This window comes from Salinicola halophilus (assembly GCF_003206155.1).
Taxonomy (GTDB): domain Bacteria; phylum Pseudomonadota; class Gammaproteobacteria; order Pseudomonadales; family Halomonadaceae; genus Salinicola; species Salinicola halophilus.
In genome coordinates, this window is sequence record NZ_PZJV01000007.1 from 17,204 (window position 1) to 33,778 (window position 16,575).

Here is a 16,575-nt window from a genome sequence, read left to right on the forward strand (position 1 = left end):
GAGACGACCCATGGCGCAGACGGTTTTCTGCCGCAAGTATCAACAGGAGCTCGAGGCGCTCCCCTTTCCACCGCTGCCCGGCGCGAAGGGCCAGGAGATCCAGCAGACGGTCTCCAAGCAGGCGTGGGACGAATGGCAGGCGCAGCAGACGCGGCTGATCAACGAAAAGCATCTCAATATGCTCGACCCCGAAAACCGGGCTTATCTGCTCGACCAGATGGAGCGCTTTCTCGATAATCGCGATACCGATCGCGCGGAAGGGTACGTGCCGCCGAGCGAGTGATTTCGGCGGCGAGGCCGGCCTTCGACGCCACCGGGAAGCCGGTCTCATCTTTTTGAAATAAAAGGCTTGACCCCGAAACGGCTTGTTGGTTTAATGCGTCCCCGTTGGCAACGGCCAGATAGCTCAGTCGGTAGAGCAGGGGATTGAAAATCCCCGTGTCGGCGGTTCGATTCCGTCTCTGGCCACCATCATTGCTGGGGCATCGCCAAGTGGTAAGGCACCGCTTTTTGGTAGCGGTATGCGCAGGTTCGAATCCTGCTGCCCCAGCCATCGCCAACGTCTCTAGCTCGCCGACATAGCTCAGTTGGTAGAGCAACTGACTTGTAATCAGTAGGTCCCGGGTTCGACTCCTGGTGTCGGCACCAGAGCTTAGAGATGAACATGAAGGCTGATGTCAGCCTTGCAGAAAACCGCCCATCGAGGCGGTTTTTTCGTTTCTACGGCGGCGATGGCGAAGTGGCATCGACTCTATGCCTGAATGGCGCCTACAGCTTCAGCCAGGCATAGAGCAGCTTGTAGAAGATCTCTTCGGTCAGCGTGTCGTACTGAGAAAGATGGCGCTTGTGACCGAACTGCAGATCCGAGATGTAGTGCTCGCCATCGGACTCGATGATCTCCTTGACGTCGTCCTCGTCGCTGGTCGCGAACAGTAGAGTTCTGCCGGTATCCAGGAACCCATCCTCCGGGCGCACGTGAATCTTGCAGGCGCCCAGGTCGATCACCTGGTCGTTGAGCTCGAGTCGGTAGGTTTCGCTGAACTTCTCCAGTACGTGTTCCCGCGCCGTGTACTGAATATTGGACTGATCCAGGTCGAGTTCTTTCACCCAGGTTTCGATCTGCGACTGCAGCGTGTTCAGGTCCGCCCGCTTGGTATTCAGTGAGGCCTCGAGCTCACGTCGCTCCTCCTGGCTTGCGGCGACGGCGTCCTTGATCCGCTGTTTGAGCTGTTCGATATCTGCCATGACGTTCGTCCTTGTCGTTATGAATCCCTCGGTGCCGGCTGACCGCTGGAAGGGGTTTCAAAGTGTAGTCGTCGCCATTGGGGCGCCCACAGTTATTTCAGGCAATAAAAAACCGCCACATTGGGCGGTTTTTCCAGTCGGCGGGCAAGCTACGCCGCAATAGAGGGCTGCGGTGTGGGGCGCGGTTGGCCAATGGCCATCAGCGCGCGCTCCAGATCCATCGTGTGACATTTGAAAGCCGTACAGTTGGCGCAGCACACCTTTGAACCTTCCTCGGGGCGATTCGGCAGTCGGAACTGGCCGTGGCCGCAAACCGAGCAGGTCAAATCCAGCGAGACCTTCATCATGCCGAGACCCTGTCTCCTACGCGGTAGTCGTTGACCGGGCGAGACTCGCGCGCCATCTGAAGAGTCAGCATGCGAGAGCGGTTCAGGGTCTGAATCAAATAGCTGGGGGAGACTGAATCTTCCCAATGGCCGTAGGTGTCGAGGAATTCGCCGCATTCGATGCAGTTGATCTCTTCCCAGGCGCATTCGGTATTGGTGACGGGGGATTGTACGTTACCGCAGCGAGTGCAGGAGATTTGGTGTTGCATGGTCAGCCCTCCTTGGCTTTCCAGTCCGACCGTCCTGGTCGGTTGAGTGTTGGCAATCCTTGCCGGTTGCGTCCGGGGTATCCCGTTCGCTGCTGGCCTTCTTGGCCGGCGATGACTGCAATTTTGCATATCCATTGGCCGTGTACAAGTGTTGTACCAAAGGATTTTTAGCTTTTGCTTGCCTCAGGTTAAATTCAGGAGGCTAACGCGTTGAATTCGCTCGCTCGAGAACCGGCGCCGAGTGAGCCAAATTTTTTAGCAGGGACATTGGGTTAGCGAATTCTGGAGACGTCATGGAAACGGCATCTGGATGACACGATGCTGTCATGTGCAATCCGTATGAAGGAAGGGCAGGGACGCCAAAGAAGTGACAGTGACGTCGAGAGCAGGAAGCTCTGTACAATGGCAGGGAATCGCCAGTCAGACCGAGCGCTTCGCCGTGAGGCCCAGCGCTCTCCGATCTTCGATGCGCGAACACCCTCCTCGCAACGTCGCTCTCCATCATGTTGGCCTGCACCGTCCCGAGCCACAGCACGTAGCCAGTCCAGACGTTCCTATCGGCTTGCCAGCTTCAGCTATCGAACCCGGCGTCCTTCCTCCCGATTTATCGGTATCGCCCACCGTCGACGCGTTATGCTATCGCTCTCTTCAGCGCGTCGGGGGCGCCAATGAACTCGTCTAGCCAGCATCGAGCCTTCATCTTTCTGCTGACAGCGGTATCGATCGCTTTCGTTTGGCTACTGCTGCCGTTCTATGGCGCCGTGCTATGGGCGGTCATTCTCGCCATTCTGTTCCAGCCTATGTTTCGCCGTCTCGAGCGCAAGCTGGGCGGTCGGCGTAATACCGCCGCCTTTCTCAGCGTCATGGCGTGTTTTTTCATCGTCGTGATCCCGGTAACGCTGATCTTCGCCTCCTTGGTGCGCGAAGGCGCCAGCGTCTATCAGCGGGTCGACAGCGGCGACATCGACTTCAACGCCTATCTCGCCCAGTTTCAGGCTGCCATGCCGAGTGTGATGCGGGATCAGTTCGGCGATGCCGGCCTGGGTAGCCTCAGCGATCTCGGCGACCGCCTCTCCTCGGCGCTGCAACAGGGGAGCCAGCTGATCGCGACTCGCGTGTTGAGCATCGGGCAGAACACCCTGCAGTTTCTGATCAGCACCGGCATCATGCTCTATCTGCTGTTCTTCCTGTTTCGTGACGGGCGCTCGCTCGGCCACCAGATTCGCGCCACTGCGCCGTTGAGCGACACCTACACCCACCGGCTGATCGAGAAGTTCACCGCCGTCGTGCGCGCCACGGTCAAGGGCAACGTGATCATTGCCGTCGTCCAGGGCGCCATCGGCGGGGTAACGTTCTGGCTGCTGGGCATCGAGGCGGCGCTGCTGTGGGGCGTTCTGATGGCGTTTCTTTCTCTGCTGCCGGCGATCGGCTCGGCGATCATCTGGGTGCCGGTCGCCGCCTACCTGCTGATTAGTGGCGATTACCTTCGAGGTGGCATCCTCATCTTCGTCGGCGTGGTGGTGATCGGCCTTGTCGACAACCTCCTGCGCCCGCCGCTGGTCGGTAAGGAGACCAAGCTACCCGACTACGTGGTACTCATCTCGACCGTGGGCGGAATGACCTTGATGGGCATCAACGGTTTCGTATTGGGGCCGCTCATCGCGGCGCTGTTCATCGTCGCCTGGTCGCTCTTTCGTAGCGAGAAAGAGGCCGAGGATGAAAACGGGGCCCGCCAACTCGCCCCCGAGATCCCCTTCGAGCTACGCGATCGCTGATCGACGTCGAACGCGCATCGGCGTTCCCGTCGGGTCGAGAATCTTGTTAGAATGCTAATTAAACTTATGAGGCGTCGTACGCTGGCCATCGAGGTACGCTGGGGCGGCGCTCGGACCGTACCGTTTGTGTCAATGAGGGCAGGGATGTCATCGAGAGCAAGGCCGCACCGACGAGCACTCGCCGGCATCGTCATGGGTGTCATTGCGAGCCTCGGCTTGGCCGGTTGTGCCAACTACGCCGGCATCGAGCCGCAGGGGCGGCTGCAACCGATCAGCCAGCTCAGCGTCCAGCAGGTGCTGGGTGAGACACCCATCTCGCCCGCCGCCTGGCCCGAAGTCGACTGGTGGAATCAGCTCGGCGACCCGGTGCTCGACGACCTGATCGAAGAGGCCCTGCGCGACTCGCCGGACGTCGAGGTCGCACGCGCCCGGCTGCGTTCCGCCAATGCCGCCATTGCCTCCGCTCGGGCCGGTCTGTTCCCGACGGTCGACGGCTCGAGTCAGATATCGCGCTCGCGCGTCTCGGAAGTGGAAGATCCCAAGGGTGTCGGTGGTTTCTACTCCACCTCGCGCAAGCTTTCGCTGTCGTTCAACTACGACCTCGACCTGTGGGGCGGCAGTCGCGCTGCTTGGGCAGCAGCGCTTGGTGAAGCGCGAGCGCAGGAGATCGAGTACCGCGCGTCGGCGCTGACGCTCTCGGTCAACGTCGCTCGGTCCTACATCGATCTGGCCGACGCCTACCGCAGCCGCGATATCGCCCAGCGCCAGCTCGACCGTGCCCGTCGCATCGACGACATCAATCAGGAGCTGCTGCGTGCCGGGCTCGACAACGCGACCCAGAGCCTGCAGTCGAGCGTGACCGTCGACAACGCCCGCCAGTCGCTGGAATCCGCCGAGCAGGCGATCCGCAGCAGCCGGATATCCCTGGCGATTCTGCTCGGCAAGGGGCCGGATCGCGGGGAAGAGATTGCGCGTCCGGAAACCCTCACGCCGGCCATCGACGCGCTTCCCAGCGTCGTGCCCGCCGAGCTGATCGGCAACCGACCCGACATCGTCGCCGCCCGCTGGCGAGTGGAGGCCTCGTCGCAGCGCATCAAACAGGCCAAGGCAAAGTTCTATCCCAACATCAATCTATCGGCGATGGCCGGATTCCAGTCGCCGGCGGGAGATTACTTCTTCAGCGACGCCGCGAAATCGGCCAGCGTAACGCCGGCCATCTCCCTGCCGATCTTCGACGCCGGGCGTCTGCGCGCCAGTCTGGAAAGCACCGACGCCGACTACGACCTCGCCGTCGCCCAGTACAATCAGTCGCTGGTGTCCGCGGTTGGCGAGGTCGCCGACGACATCACCACGCTTCGCTCCATTGCCGATCAGCGCCAGAGCCAGCGCCGCGCCTACGACAACGCGCTCGCCGCCTACGGGCTGGCCGAAGAGCGTTACAGCGCCGGGCTCGCCAACTATCTCGACGTGCTCAGCAGCGAGCAGCAGCTACTGTCCGCCGAACAGGGTCTCTCCCAGCTCGCGACCCAGCAGCTCGACCGCTCCATCCAGCTGGTGCAGGCGCTCGGCGGCGGGCTGAAGCTCGATCTCGCGGTACCCCATGAGGCGGGCGGTTTCCCCAGTGCTCCCGATCCCATGGCGATCTCGGCCACCGATACTCGGCCCACTCCGTGACGCGTGTCTGCACATCGCTTGGCAGGCGGTGTGTCGCGAACGACCGGCCCGGCGGGCGGCAACGCTTGTTCCCGTCCGCCTGGCTGATTATGATAGGCGCCGCCTGGCCGATGTAGCTCAGCTGGCAGAGCAACGCATTCGTAATGCGTAGGTCGGTGGTTCGAGTCCACTCATCGGCACCAGGTTTTCTCGCATCCCCGCGAGATCGATTTCAAAAGTCGCTTCTACAGCGGCTTTCTGCATTGGGTTCTTCTCCCTCCGCGCCATTTTCCGCAGCCTCCACGCGCCAGGCACTAGGTACGAATTCTCGTCGTAGCGAGGACGTTGCCGCTGACTGAATCGCCGAAACGCGCCATGCCGGGTGCAGAAGGACAATCTCGTTCGTGAGGTCGAATCTGGCGCGCAACGGATTCGTGACCGCGCTATCGTCATGAATCGATAAAGCGACGCGATAGACGAAGTCTATCGGCAGGGGTCATGCCAGTGTCGGTGACGGGCCCATCCAGTGCGTTCGTACTCGAATGCGTCGTCATGCTGAGAGGAGGTTGCGGAGAGATGCCGTGCGAACGGGGAAGGTCATGAGCGCTGCCGGCCGATAAAAGCCCCGCTACACGTATCGTCAGCCTCGAGACGGTCGTTACAGCGGGAAGCGGTCGCAGGCCCAAGAAGTCTAACAAGCCCTACAAGCGGGCGAGACTCTTGGTCGCTGCCCGTTACTGAGTGTATCTCAGAAAAACGTTTAGGAACATGGCTTTATCTTAAGCATAATTCGGGTTCGAGCAAAAAATCGAAGCCCTACGCCCACTTCCATCTTTGCGATATTCGCATGCCTCTGGCTCCGCCTGCCGTTCGCCTATTGCTGACCGTCTCATCGTTACCCCCTACCGGTGAAATCTCGCCTGATTTCGCTGGATAGGTTTCGTAACGACAGGGCCGAGCGCCAGACGCCGCCCACGGCGTCGCTGGGCTAAAAGATCCGCTGAAGTTTTCGTACTCCCCCCGCGTTCGCCGGCGAATTTTAACTACAGTCAAGTTTAGGTGGGCCTGTGGAAGAGGCCCATCGAGTACGGATGTCACGCCAAGAAGTCGCGCCGCTGCGGTGGCGATGAGGAGGTCGACAATGATTCATCACGTCTGGGGCTTGATTGCCCATCCCAAGCGGGAATGGCAGAAAATCAGCAGTGAGAACGAGAGCGTCAAGCAGCTCTACGGCTCCCACGTACTGGTGCTCGCGGCCATTCCGGTCATCTGCTCGCTGATCGGCACCACGGTGGTGGGCTGGCACTTCGGTCAGAATTTACAGGGGCAGGATGAGCGGGTTCAGCTCAGCCTGGGTACGGCGCTACTGCTCGCGGTGGTGTTCTACGGGTTGATCCTGGCGGCGGTCTTCTTCATGGGACGCGCCATTCACTGGCTGGCGAAGCGGTTCGATTCGCGGCCCAGTGCCCACCGCTGTACGGTCTTTGCCGGGTACATGGCGACGCCGCTCTTTCTCAGCGGCATCGTGGCGCTCTACCCGCTGATCTGGCTCTGCCTGCTCGCGGGCATCATCGGGCTTTGCTATACCGCCTACCTCGTGTTCATCGGGCTGCCGTACTTCCTGGAGATCGATCAGCAGTCGGGCATTCAAGCGGCAGGCGCCTGGCTCGCCATCGGTGTGCTGGTGCTTGAGGCGCTGCTGGCGATCACTGTGTTGATGGGCGGCTACGGCGCTGAACTATTCTGAAGGGAAGCGGCCCGGTGGCCGCCGGAACAAGAGCGGCCATCGGTCGAGTGGCAGAAATTTCACCCAAGGGCGTTCGTCGCCGGCGCGTAGACTGAGCGGCAAGTGATCCGTTCAACCACCTTGCGCGCCCCGTCGAGGGTTCCCCATGAGAGCCATTGTGTATCTGACGTTGTTTGCCTGCCTCGCAAGCCTCGATGCCGGCGCCAGCGCTTCCGGCTGCAACGATTTCCGCTGCGCCTTCGGTGACGTGCCGAAGCGGCGCGCGCCGCTCATCGCCGAGCCGTTTCGCTCGTTCTATGCCGATCCCGTGATAGAGCCGATGACGCCCTACCAACGCATCGCGACGCCCGGGCACGAATCACCCCGCGAAAGCGACGACAGCGGTCAGAAACACGGCAAACCAGAAGATGCTTCTCGCTGACTCGGCGGCATTTCCTTTACAAGCCGTAACAAGATAAAAGCGATATTTAGCCTGAATCATTTTTGCTTATTCATGAAAGCCCTAGGCTAGTCGTCGTTCCACGGAGGGACGCTCGCCAGGACAGAAGAAACAGGATCGTTTCATCGCCAAGGACATGCGGACCGCGAGGGCCGTGAAAGCCAGCGCTTTTGGCACGCTGACCGAGGGTCTTGCCGTTGACGTCACGGCCCTTTGCAGGACCGACGCCCCGTACATTCGTGCGGGGCGTTTTCGTTGGTGGCACCAGTCGCCATGACCGTACCGGCGCGACGATTGCCCTGTCACCGGTGGCGGATGCTGCACGAGGCTCTTCCCAGCGCCGTATGGCGGGGGAGTGCGCGCTACCCGTCACGCTTGCACGAAACCCTTGACGGCGAGACACGAGTTGATCTGAGTTATCGCCGGGGGGATTTCCCCCTGACACCGTGAGCGCCGTGGAGCGGGACGAAAGGCGAGTGGCGAGGCCTTCAGCCCGACCTACGCTGAAATTTCATACCTATCGACAGCGAGGGTCCTTCGAACCTCTAGCCAATCTGGCGGCCTTCTGGCCGAGGACTGGATCTGAAACCTGATCACAAACTTGGAGGTGATTGGATGTCAGTACAGACCGCATCCCCCCAATTTTCACCGGCGTCGACGAAGCAGGATCGCTATCCGACACGCCTGAGCCACACCCCGACCACGCTATGGCAAGACCGCCAGGAAGCGGTGGTCAAGGGGCATCATCTGGACGGCCCGCTAACTCGCGAGCAGCTCGAGGGTTTCGAGCGCGACGGCTTTCTCTTCGAACCCGACTTTCTCGAGCCGAACGAGCTCGAAGCGCTCAACGCCGAGCTGGCCGCGCTGCTGGCACGTCCGGACTTCCTGGATCGAGACTTCGCGATCACCGAGTCCGGCAGCCGCGAGATCCGCTCGCTGTTCGCGGTGCACCATCTTTCCGAACGGTTCGACAGGCTCGCCAACGATGCCCGCCTGATGGGCCGTGCGCGCCAGATCGTCGGCGGGGACGTTTACGTGCACCAGTCGCGCATCAACTACAAGCCCGGCTTTCACGGCAAGGGGTTCGACTGGCACTCGGACTTCGAGACCTGGCACGCCGAAGACGGCATGCCGGAGATGCACGCCATCAGCGCCTCCATCGTGCTGACCGACAATCATCACTTCAACGGCCCGTTGATGCTGATTCCGGGGTCGCACAAGTGCTTCGTCCACTGCCTGGGCGAAACGCCGGACGAGAACCACAAGCAGTCGCTCAAGCAGCAGGAAGTCGGCGTGCCGAGCAACGACGCGCTGCGCGAGCTGATCGAGCGAAACGGCATCCAGGCGCCCACCGGGGCCGCAGGCGGGCTGCTCATGTTCGACTGCAACACGCTGCACGGCTCCAACGCCAACATGTCACCGGACCCGCGCAGCAATGCGTTCTTCGTCTACAACCGTCGTGATAACGCCTGCGTGGAGCCGTTCGCCGCCAGGCAGTCGCGTCCCTCCTTCCTGGCGCACCAGCCGGACGAAGAGTGGGCGCCGCAGCCGGGCCAGCACTGACCGCGACGGCGCGAGCGTCTCGCGTTTGATGCCACGAACCGCCGCCGGGGGTAGACTCGAGAGTCACCGCCGGCGGCGGTTTTTTCGTGCCGCGCAGGGCGACGCCGCAGCGACCGGTTTTCGAGAACTCAGTGGAGAGCACCGCATGTCCATGACCACCCGCTTCATCGACGGTAGGGAGACCGGCCTGGCGCTGGGCAAGATTCTCTGCGTCGGCCGCAACTACGCCGAACACGCCAAGGAACTCGACAACCCGGTGCCGAGCGCGCCGCTGCTGTTCATCAAGCCGGCGACCAGTGCAGTGGAGCTCGAGACGCCGATCGCCGCGCAGTTCGACCACGGCGAGGTCCACTTCGAGACCGAGCTGGCCCTGCTGGTCGGCGAGCGGCTGAGCCGGGTCTCCGGCGAGCAGGCGCTGGCGGGCATCGTGGGGGGCGGGCTGGCGCTGGATCTCACCCTGCGCGACGTGCAGTCCGCGCTCAAGGAGAAGGGCCACCCGTGGGAGCGGGCCAAGGGGTTCGACGGCGCCTGTCCGCTGTCGCGTTTCGTGCCGGTACCCGCCGGGATCGACTGGCGCGCGCTCGGTTTTCGGCTGGATATCGACGGCAAGCGCCAGCAGACCGGCGACACCGGCGACATGCTCTTCGACATCCCCGCGCTGCTCGAAGAGATGACACGCACCTTCACCCTGGAGCCGGGAGACGTGGTGCTGACCGGCACGCCCTCCGGCGTCGGCGCGCTACCGAGAAACGCCGAGCTGTCGCTGGCGCTCTCGCTTGGGCTGGAAGCGGTCACGCAGACTCGATAGGGCACCGATGAGCCCTACGGACAAGGGGCACATACAAGAGGCGGCACAAAAAAAGCCAGCGACCGTAGTCGCTGGCTTTGTCGTTTTGAGAAGCGTTACGCCGGCTCGGTCATCCAAGACCGTCATTCCAGATAGGTGTAGCCGCTCAGCCCCGCGGAAAGCTCCTCGACGAACTGCACCCGCTCTTCGGCGCTCAGGGAGCTGGCGATCAGCTGCTGGGTGAGCTGGCGCTTGAGCGCCTCGGCGTCAAAGTTGACGTAGCCCAGGACGTCGGCGACGGCGTCCCCCTGCTGCACGTGGGAGAGCTGCCAGTCGCCGTTGGCGTCGAGCGCCACGTCCACCGAGTCGGTATCGCCGAACAGGTTGTGCAGGTCGCCCAGAATCTCCTGATAGGCGCCGACCAGGAACAGCCCCAGCAGCTTGTCGTCGTCGTCTTCCCACTCCGGCAGCGGCAGCGTGCTCTCGAGCCCCTGGCCGTCGACGTAGAGGTCGATCCGGCCGTCGGAGTCGCAGGTGATGTCCTGAATCACGCCGCGGCGCGTCGGCGGGCGCTCGAGCCCCGTCAGCGGCAGCACCGGGAAGACCTGATCGATCCCCCAGACGTCCGGTAGCGACTGGAACAGCGAGAAGTTGACGAACAGCTTGTCGGCGAGCTTCTCGGCAAGCTCGTCGGCGATCTCGCGGTGGGCGCGGTTGCGGTTGTCGAGCCGTTCGAGCAGGCGCTGGCAGGCGGCGAAGTAGACCGACTCGCCCTCGGCGCGGGTCTGAATGTCGACCAGGCCGAGCACGAAGTGATCCTGCAGCTCGCCCACCGCCTGCACCACGTCGTGGTAGGCCTCGACCAGATCCCGTGGCTCGCGCATGCCTTCGAGCCGGTCGAAGACGCGCCATAGCTCGTCGACGTTGGCATCTCCCTCGGCGCGGCGCTCCGGCACCTGATGGCTCAGGCGCTCCTCGCCGATCACGTTGGTCACCAGCACTGCGTGGTGGGCGGTCAGGGCGCGGCCGGATTCGGAGATGATCCGCGGGTGCGGCAGATCGTGGATATCGCAGATCTGACGAAACGCCCACACCACGTTGCTGGCGTATTCGCGCATCGAGTAGTTGATCGAGCAGAAGCTGCGCGAGCGGGTGCCTTCGTAGTCCACGCCCAGGCCGCCGCCGACGTCGACCGTATCCACAGGCGCGCCGACGTCGCGCAGGCTGTGGTAGAAGCGGGCGCACTCGCGCAGGCCGCGCTGGATGTCGCGGATGTTGGCGATCTGCGAGCCGAGGTGAAAGTGAACCAGCTGCAGGCTCCCCAGCGCATCGGCGTCACGCAGCCGCTCGACGATGGTCAGGATCTGCCCGGCAGTGAGACCGAACTTGGACTTTTCGCCACCGGTGTCCTGCCACTTGCCCTTGCCAACGGAGGAGAGGCGGGCGCGTACGCCGATGCGCGGGGTGACGTTGAGGTTCGCCGACTCCTCGAGGATCAGCGACAGCTCCGAGTACTTCTCCACCACCAGGTAGACCTTGTGGCCGAGCTTCTCGCCCATCAGAGCGAGGCGGATGTACTCGCGATCCTTGTAGCCGTTGCAGATGATCACCGACGGACCGTCGCCGGAAAGCGCCAGCACCGCCATCAGCTCCGGCTTGCTGCCGGCTTCCAGTCCCACCCGACCGTGGCCGCGCTCCTGGGTCGCCAGAATCTCCTCGACCACCCGGCGCTGCTGATTGACCTTGATCGGGTAGACGGCGGTGTAGCTGCCGCGGTACTGCTCCTCGCGCATCGCCTGATCGAACGCCATGCAGAGCTGTTCGACCCGGTCGTGAAGGATGTCGATGAAACGTACCAGCACTGGCAGGCGCAGGCCGGCCTCGCGCAGGCGATCCACCAGCGTGTCGAGCACCAGGCTCGGGCCGGGCGTTTCGCTACCCAGCGGGCGCACCAGGGTGCGGCCCTGATCGTCGACGTCGAAGTAGCCGCTGCCCCACTGGTCGATGTTGTAGGTGCGGCGCGCCTCGGCGGCGGGGGAAGAAATCGTCATGGCACTCTCCGGTCGACCGGCGGTGGTAACCCGGCGTCGTGCATGCCAAAGGCCGGGGCGCAATGGCGCGCATTATGCAGGGGCAGCCCGGCTGCGACTACCGCCAATCCAGGATGAACAGCACGTGGCGGGCCGCTCCAGCGCGGTGGTCCGGCATGAGACGCCGACAGCGCAGCCAGCTGGCGTCCGCGCCATCGGCAGACACGCCGGGCGTTACCCGGCAGCGGCGGGCAGCGGTGGGATGCGCCCCTCGCGCCGGCGGCCCAGCAGGGTGCGAAAGCGCGCCGGGTCGTGGGGCGTGATGTCGTGGGCCGGCGGGTCGACGTGGATCACCAGCAGCCGGGAGAGCCAGTAGCGCAGCGCGGTCAGGCGCAGCATGCTCGGCCACAGCGCTCGCTCGGTTTCGCTCAGCGGGCGGTGGGCGAGATACGCCGAAAGAATCGCCTGATAGCGCGCCTCGTCGATCTCGCCGTCGGCGTTGCTTGCCCAGTCGTTGATCACGATCGCCAGATCGAACAATAGATCGCCGGTGCAGCCGTTGTAGAAGTCGATGATGCCGCCGAGGCGGTCGCCGTCGTACAGCGTGTTGTCGCGAAAGAGATCGCCGTGGATCGCCCCCCGGGGCAGCGCGGCGCCGGCGAACGCCTCGGCGTAGTGGGCGATCTCCTCGCGCATCAGCGCCTGATCGTCCGCACTCAGAAACGCCAGGACTTCGGTATGGCGACGCTGCAGATAGCCGAGATCCCGCGGATTGGGGCGCTCACCGGAGAAATCGCGCGAAACCGCGTGCATCCGTCCGAAGGCGTTGCCGAGCGCTTCGCACTGCGCGAGATTCGGCGCGCTCGGGTGGCTCCCCGGCATCTTGGGAAAGAGCAGGGCGGGGCGACCGGCGAGGCGCTTCAGGGCTACGCCCTGGCGGTCGTGGATCGGGCCCGGTACCGGCAGATTCGCTGCCGCCAAATAGTCCAGCAGATCGACGAAAAAGGGCAGATCCTCGAACTCCCCCTGCTCGAACAGCGTGAGCACCCACTCGCCCTGATCGGTGGTGACGAAAAACGTGCTGTTCTCGGTGCCGTGGGCCACGCCTTCGAGCGTCACCAGCTCGCCGATGGCGAACTCGTCGAGGAAAGGGACGACCTGGTCGGCGTTCAGAGGAGTGAATACGGCCATGGGAACTCGTATCTGCAGGGCGGAAAGGGCGCATTGTAGCGATTCGACCGCCGCGCTCCTACCGATTCGGCCCGCGCGCGCTCACCGCCGCGGGTGGCGATCGAGGGGCGCGCCGCCGGCGTCAATCGTCGCGAACCCAGTCCGGCACCGCGACCCGATCCCGATTGACGCGCTCGAAGTTACCGTTGCCGGTGGTGTCGAGCAGAAAATACGCCGCCCCGCTCGCCGGGGTGACGCGAATCGCGTAGAGCCTGCCGTCGACGCGATACTCCTCCAGCGTCTGGCCCGCCTCCTGAATGGTCATGACTTCAGGCGTCGGCGGGGGCTGTGACGAAGATTGGGCCTGAGCCGGCAGCGCGAGAACGATCAGCGTGGCGAACGTGACGATCGCCGACGCGGCGGCCTGCACGCGGCGGCGCGGTCGGCTAAACGGTGGTATTCGATGCATGGTCGATCTCCTGGCGAGTCACGTCCTCGATTCTAGCGCGCGGCTCGCCCTGACGCCGAGCGACGCCTTGCGTATCATGAGCGCATCGAAAAGCCAGCCACGGATATTCGCGCTCATGGCAGATGCCCCCATCGTTCTCGTCGACGGATCGTCCTACCTCTATCGCGCCTTTCACGCGCTGCCGCCGCTCTCCACCGCCGACGGTGAGCCCACCGGCGCGGTACGCGGCGTGCTCTCGATGCTCAAGAGCCTGATCAAACAGTATCCGCAAAGTCCCATGGCGGTGGTCTTCGATGCCAAGGGCAAGACCTTTCGCGACGAGATCTTCGCCGAATACAAGGCCCACCGCCCGCCGATGCCGGACGATCTGCGCCCGCAGGTCGAGCCGCTTCACGACTGCGTCCGCGCGCTCGGGCTGCCGCTGCTGTGCATCGAGGGCGTGGAAGCCGACGACGTCATCGGCACCCTGGCGCGCCTGGCCACCGAGTCCGGCCGCGATGCGGTGATCTCCACCGGCGACAAGGACATGGCGCAGCTGGTCAACCAGCACATCACGCTGGTCAATACCATGAAGGGCGAGACCCTCGACGTCGCAGGCGTCGAGGAGAAGTTCGGCATTCCGCCCGCACTGATCATCGACTACCTGGCGTTGATGGGCGACAAGGTCGACAACATTCCCGGCGTACCCGGCGTGGGCGAAAAGACCGCGCTGGGGCTGCTGCAGGGCATGAACGGCGGGCTGGACACCATCTACGCCGATCTCGATCGCGTCACGACCCTTAGCTTTCGCGGCGCCAAGACGATGCCCAAGAAGCTCGAAGCCAACCGCGAGCAGGCGTACCTCTCCTACCAGCTGGCGACGATCAAGACCGACTGCGAACTGCCGGTGGGGCTCGATGAGCTGCATCTGGCGGCGCCGGATCGCGAGGCGCTCAAGTCGCTCTACCAGCGGCTCGAGTTCAAGAACTGGCTGAACGAGCTGCTCGAGGGCAAGGACGAAGGCGTCGACGACGTGAAAGCCGGTGATGCGCTCACCGAGACCGACGTCAACGAAGACCCGGCGCTGGTCAAGCCCGAGCGCACCGACCACACCCTGCTGACTCAGGACGATTTCGACGCCTGGCGCGAGCGGCTGGCGGCGAGCGAGGCGTTCTGCTTTGACCTGGAGACGACCAGCCTCAACTACATGGAGGCGGAGGTCGTGGGTATCGGCCTCTCGCTGGCGGCCCACGAGGCGGCCTACATCCCCGTGGGCCACGACTACCTCGACGCCCCTGCCCAGCTCGATCGGGATGCCGTGCTCGCCGCGCTCAAGCCGCTGCTCGAAGACCCCGCCATCGGCAAAATCGGCCAGAATCTCAAGTACGACATCTCGGTGCTGGCGCGCTACGACATTCGGGTCGCCGGCGCGCTGACCGACACCATGCTCGAGTCCTACGTGCTGAACTCCACCGTCACGCGGCACGACATGGACTCGCTGGCGCTGAAGTATCTCGGCGAGAAGACCATCGGCTTCGAGGAGATCGCCGGCAAGGGCGCCAAGCAGCTCACCTTCAACCAGATCGCGCTGGAAGAGGCGGTGCCGTACGCCTGCGAGGACGTCGACATCACGCTGCGTCTGCACACCGAGCTGCGGCCGCGCCTCGAGGAAGCGGGGCGGCTGGCGCAAGTGCTCGATACCCTCGAGCGGCCGCTGATTCCGGTACTCTCGCACATGGAGCGCGGCGGGGTGGCGCTGGACGCCAACCGCCTGCACGCCCAGAGCCAGGAACTCGAGGGGCGCATCCACGAGCTCGAGCGGGAAGCCTTCGAACTCGCCGGGCGCGAGTTCAACCTGGGTTCGCCCAAGCAGCTCGCCGAGATCCTGTTCGACGAGCAGAAGATCCCGGTGATCAAGAAGACTCCCAAGGGCGCGCCTTCCACCGCCGAGGCGGTGCTCGAGGAGCTGGCGCTGGACTACCCGCTGCCCAAGCTGATCATGACCCACCGCGGCCTGACCAAGCTGAAGTCGACCTACACCGACAAGCTGCCCCGGCTGGTCAACAAGGCGACCGGGCGGCTGCATACGAGCTACCATCAGGCGGTAACGGCGACCGGGCGGCTCTCCTCGTCCGACCCCAACCTGCAGAACATCCCCATCCGTACCGAAGAGGGGCGCAAGATCCGCCAGGCGTTCGTCGCCCGCGAGGGGTATCGCATCGTCGCCGCCGACTACTCGCAGATCGAGCTGCGCATCATGGCGCATCTCTCCAACGACCAGGGCCTGCTCGACGCCTTCGCCAACGACCTCGACATCCACGCCGCTACCGCCGCGGAGGTGTTCGGCGTGGCGCTCGACAAGGTCACCACCGATCAGCGCCGCAGCGCCAAGGCGATCAACTTCGGCCTGATCTACGGCATGAGCGCCTGGGGGCTGGGCAAGCAGCTGCACATCGAGCGCAATCAGGCGCAAACCTACATCGACCGCTACTTCGACCGCTATCCGGGGGTCGCCAAGTTCATGGACGACACCCGTGCCCAAGCCGGGGAGGATGGCTTCGTCGAGACCGTCTTCGGGCGGCGTCTCTACCTGCCGGAGATCGCCGCGCAGAATCACGCCCGCCGCCAGGCCGCCGAACGCACCGCGATCAACGCGCCGATGCAGGGCACCGCCGCCGACATCATCAAGCTGGCGATGATCGACGTGCACCACTGGCTGAATCCCGCCGACGGCGAGGCGGAGTTCGACGCCTGGATGGTGATGCAGGTCCACGACGAACTGGTCTTCGAAGTGAAGGAGAGCCAGGTCGAGGCGTTCATCCCCGCGATCCGTCAGCGCATGGAGAACGCCGCCGCGCTCAACGTGCCGCTCATCGTCGAGGCCGAAAGCGGCAGCAACTGGGACGAAGCGCACTGATCGAACAAAGCGCACTGATCGAATAAAGCGCGCTGGGGGCTGAGGCGAACCGAGGGAATCGAGCCCCCAGCGGCGATTGGCTCACCGATCGCCTCGATAGCGCCAGCGAATCGGACAATCGTCGCCACTGACTTACACTGACGTTAACCGATGACCGTCATCTCACTTTCGTCATCTCTTAGCCCGCCGTGCGGCTCGTCATCGCC

The 16,575-nt window shown here is 63.7% G+C and carries 13 protein-coding genes and 4 tRNA genes; 12 read left to right on the plus strand and 5 right to left on the minus strand.

What is annotated here, in order from left to right; genetic code table 11:
- Positions 1-10 precede the first annotated feature (10 nt).
- The 4 genes from DOM33_RS14845 (at position 11) to DOM33_RS14860 (ending at position 648) form a co-directional block, all read left to right on the plus strand.
- Positions 11-283 (plus strand): oxidative damage protection protein, encoded by a 273-nt coding sequence (locus DOM33_RS14845; protein ID WP_110670403.1) that lies wholly within the window; start codon positions 11-13, stop codon positions 281-283.
- A gap of 112 nt (positions 284-395) precedes the next feature.
- Positions 396-471 (plus strand) — tRNA-Phe (locus DOM33_RS14850).
- Positions 472-478: 7 nt separating this feature from the next.
- Positions 479-553: transfer RNA gene (locus tag DOM33_RS14855), tRNA-Gln, on the plus strand.
- 19 nt (positions 554-572) lie between these two features.
- A tRNA-Thr gene (locus tag DOM33_RS14860) sits at positions 573-648 on the plus strand.
- A gap of 120 nt (positions 649-768) precedes the next feature.
- On the opposite strand, the gene DOM33_RS14865 is transcribed toward DOM33_RS14860, so the two are convergent.
- Together DOM33_RS14865 and DOM33_RS14870 are read right to left on the minus strand one after the other, a co-directional pair.
- A complete protein-coding gene (locus DOM33_RS14865; protein WP_110670405.1) occupies positions 769-1,245 on the minus strand; it encodes a hypothetical protein in 477 nt (158 codons plus the stop codon).
- 343 nt (positions 1,246-1,588) lie between these two features.
- Positions 1,589-1,840, minus strand: coding sequence for a hypothetical protein (locus DOM33_RS14870; RefSeq protein ID WP_110670407.1), 252 nt, complete (start codon positions 1,838-1,840; stop codon positions 1,589-1,591).
- Between the two features lie 668 nt (positions 1,841-2,508).
- On the opposite strand from DOM33_RS14870, the gene DOM33_RS14875 reads away from it, so the two are divergent.
- The 7 genes from DOM33_RS14875 (at position 2,509) to DOM33_RS14905 (ending at position 9,825) form a co-directional block, all read left to right on the plus strand.
- Complete coding sequence (locus tag DOM33_RS14875) at positions 2,509-3,615, plus strand: AI-2E family transporter (RefSeq protein ID WP_110670409.1); 1,107 nt, start codon at positions 2,509-2,511, stop codon at positions 3,613-3,615.
- A gap of 144 nt (positions 3,616-3,759) precedes the next feature.
- The gene (locus DOM33_RS14880; protein WP_110670411.1) at positions 3,760-5,289 is read left to right on the plus strand and encodes an efflux transporter outer membrane subunit; all 1,530 of its coding nucleotides are present in this window, start codon (positions 3,760-3,762) and stop codon (positions 5,287-5,289) included.
- A 106-nt stretch (positions 5,290-5,395) separates the two neighbouring features.
- Positions 5,396-5,471: transfer RNA gene (locus tag DOM33_RS14885), tRNA-Thr, on the plus strand.
- A gap of 938 nt (positions 5,472-6,409) precedes the next feature.
- A complete protein-coding gene (locus DOM33_RS14890) occupies positions 6,410-7,015 on the plus strand; it encodes a Yip1 family protein (RefSeq protein WP_110670413.1) in 606 nt (201 codons plus the stop codon).
- A gap of 145 nt (positions 7,016-7,160) precedes the next feature.
- A complete protein-coding gene (locus DOM33_RS14895; RefSeq protein WP_110670415.1) occupies positions 7,161-7,436 on the plus strand; it encodes a hypothetical protein in 276 nt (91 codons plus the stop codon).
- A gap of 633 nt (positions 7,437-8,069) precedes the next feature.
- A complete protein-coding gene (gene thpD / locus DOM33_RS14900) occupies positions 8,070-9,017 on the plus strand; it encodes an ectoine hydroxylase (RefSeq protein WP_110670417.1) in 948 nt (315 codons plus the stop codon).
- Positions 9,018-9,162: 145 nt separating this feature from the next.
- A complete protein-coding gene (locus DOM33_RS14905) occupies positions 9,163-9,825 on the plus strand; it encodes a fumarylacetoacetate hydrolase family protein (RefSeq protein WP_110670419.1) in 663 nt (220 codons plus the stop codon).
- A gap of 122 nt (positions 9,826-9,947) precedes the next feature.
- Here the strand turns inward: DOM33_RS14905 and speA are convergent, their stop codons facing one another.
- The 3 genes from speA to DOM33_RS14920 all read right to left on the minus strand — a co-directional run bounded on the left by speA (position 9,948) and on the right by DOM33_RS14920 (position 13,473).
- The gene (speA, locus tag DOM33_RS14910) at positions 9,948-11,855 is read right to left on the minus strand and encodes a biosynthetic arginine decarboxylase (protein WP_110670421.1); all 1,908 of its coding nucleotides are present in this window, start codon (positions 11,853-11,855) and stop codon (positions 9,948-9,950) included.
- A gap of 213 nt (positions 11,856-12,068) precedes the next feature.
- Positions 12,069-13,025, minus strand: a complete 957-nt coding sequence (locus DOM33_RS14915; RefSeq protein ID WP_110670423.1) for a homoserine kinase — start codon at positions 13,023-13,025, stop codon at positions 12,069-12,071.
- A 121-nt stretch (positions 13,026-13,146) separates the two neighbouring features.
- Complete coding sequence (locus DOM33_RS14920; RefSeq protein WP_110670425.1) at positions 13,147-13,473, minus strand: DUF2782 domain-containing protein; 327 nt, start codon at positions 13,471-13,473, stop codon at positions 13,147-13,149.
- A gap of 115 nt (positions 13,474-13,588) precedes the next feature.
- On the opposite strand from DOM33_RS14920, the gene polA reads away from it, so the two are divergent.
- A complete protein-coding gene (gene polA, locus DOM33_RS14925; protein ID WP_110670604.1) occupies positions 13,589-16,369 on the plus strand; it encodes a DNA polymerase I in 2,781 nt (926 codons plus the stop codon).
- Positions 16,370-16,575 lie beyond the last annotated feature (206 nt).

Excerpts from the sequence above, each read along its gene's own strand:
- DOM33_RS14880 (WP_110670411.1), top strand. The coding sequence starts at position 3,760 with ATGTCATCGAGAGCAAGGCCGCACCGACGAGCACTCGCCGGCATCGTC.
- speA (WP_110670421.1), bottom strand. The coding sequence starts at position 11,855 with ATGACGATTTCTTCCCCCGCCGCCGAGGCGCGCCGCACCTACAACATC.
- thpD (WP_110670417.1), top strand. The coding sequence starts at position 8,070 with ATGTCAGTACAGACCGCATCCCCCCAATTTTCACCGGCGTCGACGAAG.
- DOM33_RS14865 (WP_110670405.1), bottom strand. The coding sequence starts at position 1,245 with ATGGCAGATATCGAACAGCTCAAACAGCGGATCAAGGACGCCGTCGCC.
- polA (WP_110670604.1), top strand. The coding sequence starts at position 13,589 with ATGGCAGATGCCCCCATCGTTCTCGTCGACGGATCGTCCTACCTCTAT.
- DOM33_RS14905 (WP_110670419.1), top strand. The coding sequence starts at position 9,163 with ATGTCCATGACCACCCGCTTCATCGACGGTAGGGAGACCGGCCTGGCG.
- DOM33_RS14845 (WP_110670403.1), top strand. The coding sequence starts at position 11 with ATGGCGCAGACGGTTTTCTGCCGCAAGTATCAACAGGAGCTCGAGGCG.
- DOM33_RS14870 (WP_110670407.1), bottom strand. The coding sequence starts at position 1,840 with ATGCAACACCAAATCTCCTGCACTCGCTGCGGTAACGTACAATCCCCC.
- DOM33_RS14890 (WP_110670413.1), top strand. The coding sequence starts at position 6,410 with ATGATTCATCACGTCTGGGGCTTGATTGCCCATCCCAAGCGGGAATGG.
- DOM33_RS14915 (WP_110670423.1), bottom strand. The coding sequence starts at position 13,025 with ATGGCCGTATTCACTCCTCTGAACGCCGACCAGGTCGTCCCTTTCCTC.
- DOM33_RS14920 (WP_110670425.1), bottom strand. The coding sequence starts at position 13,473 with ATGCATCGAATACCACCGTTTAGCCGACCGCGCCGCCGCGTGCAGGCC.
- DOM33_RS14875 (WP_110670409.1), top strand. The coding sequence starts at position 2,509 with ATGAACTCGTCTAGCCAGCATCGAGCCTTCATCTTTCTGCTGACAGCG.
- DOM33_RS14895 (WP_110670415.1), top strand. The coding sequence starts at position 7,161 with ATGAGAGCCATTGTGTATCTGACGTTGTTTGCCTGCCTCGCAAGCCTC.